Here is a 1,938-nt window from a genome sequence, read left to right on the forward strand (position 1 = left end):
TCAGGGTATCCACTTCCAGAAGAAGAGCTGGAGCCAGTTGCGCAGTCCGCGTGTCCATATCCAGAGGTTCGATCGACGGTCGATCGTCACCTTGGCAATGCCCTCCATGCCCGGACGCAGCGTCTTTGGCGCGTCACTGTCCAGCTCGGCCTCGACCCGAAAGGTGTTCTTACCCTCCTGCGTCCCGGTCACGGAGGAGATACGGGTGACGACGAACGGCACGGTCTCCCCGGCAAGCCCGGTCGGGGCAAAGCGCCCCTTCTGTCCCGGCCGCACATAGGTGATATCCGCTTCCTCGACATGAAGGACGACGCGGAAATCGTCGAGCGGCGCCACTTCGAAGAGGATTTCCCCTTCCTTGACCGGCGTGCCGACCAGCTGGCTGACATCGCCGGAAACCAGCACGCCTGAGAGCGGGGCGAGAATATTTGTCCGCGCAAGCTTATATTCGATGAGGCGGAGTTGGGCTTGCGCCTGACGCAGCTTGGCCCCGTCGAGGTTCATGTTCGATCGCTCATGCTTGGCGAGCGATTCCCGATATTCCCGGTCAAGCTGCTGCACTTCGCTCACCGAACGGGCGTGATCTATCTGCAAATCGCGATCGTCCAGCGTGGCAAGCAATTGGCCCTGTTTGACGACATCGCCCGCGCGCGCATGGGATTGCGCAATGAAGCCGGAGAATGGCACTGCCGCCGCGCGTTGCACCCGCCCCTCCAGCGCGGCATCGGCGCTGACCCGGAATTGGGCGAGCGGCACGAGCAAGATCAGCAGCAACAGGAGAGCGGCAACGCCCAGCGCCTTGGCAAGCGGACGGCGTGGGCCGAACAAGGCACGCGCGCTGTCCATCATATGCCGACGCGCGCGGCCGCCGAACCAGCGCTCCTCCCGCAGTTTGAACGCCAGCAATTGCGCTGTCAGGCTCGCCACGCTTTGCGCAAACAGCAGGTCGCGTGGGGCAAAGGCAACGCCTTCGGCATCGCGTTCCAGCGTGATGACCCCCACCGGCAGCCCGCGATCCAGCACCGGCACGGACGCGACCGCCGTCAATCCTCCGCCCGCGGCAAGCCGGGCCTGTTGAAGCGTGATCAGACGATTGCCGTCGGACGGCGGGACGCTCAGTGTAACGCCCTGATCCAGCGCTTCGTCCATCGCCGCCTCAATCGCTTCGGCGGTATCGGATTTTTTGCGAAACCATGCGCCATGCGACATCGCGGCAAGCGACACTTTGTCCTTGTAGACCTTGCCAAAGCTGACCCGCGTACAGTCCAGCGCGACCGCCAGAGCATTGCACAGGCTGACCGCCGATTCATCGAAGCTTTCATGCTCCTCGATCGCCGCCAGCACATCCAGCGCCGCAATGGATGCGGCATTTCTATCGGCCTGTTCGGTGGCCTGATGCTGCCATACGATCGACAATATCCAGCCGACACCCCAATGGAGTTCGCGCAATATCGGCTGCAATCGCTCCGCCGTTGCGCCTGTAATGACGAGGACGACCGCGCCATAGGTCCGCCCGGCAGCCGCGATGGGATAGGCGATGCCGGTCTGGGCGGGATGATCCGGGTCGTTTTCAACGACGGCCTGGCCACTCGCCAGCGTCTGTTCAGCCACTTTGCGCAGATGTGGAATATCCTGCGGGCCGGTGGGCCAGGAGGCTGCCGGCGCGAAACTGTTTTCCTCCCCTTCCAGCACGACAAGGCCGGCGACCGCCCCAGGCGTGCGCGCGCATTGCAAATCCAGCCAGGCGCGGCAAAAGGCCCCGGCATCGCGTGCGCTGGCCATCGATGCCCACAGCCGGGCATCGTCGGACGGTTCGGATGTGGAGGGCATGGCTCTCAAATTATTATGGCCCCTGAAACTGTCGCCCGCCTGATCATCCGGCGCTTCCCCAACGATTGGCCAGCCATATCGCCATCACCCTGTCGGCCGACGTCACCC

General features: G+C 63.7%; 1 protein-coding gene. It reads right to left on the reverse strand.

Features of this window, described 5'->3' with window-relative positions; all coding sequences use genetic code 11:
- Nucleotides 1-1,830: a GAF domain-containing protein gene (locus ACODR8_RS08500; protein WP_489006844.1), complete on the reverse strand. Its 1,830-nt coding sequence runs from the start codon at nt 1,828-1,830 to the stop codon at nt 1-3.
- Between the last annotated feature and the right edge of the window lie 108 nt (nt 1,831-1,938).

The sequence above is a fragment of the Sphingobium sp. FG58 genome (genome assembly GCF_057809055.1).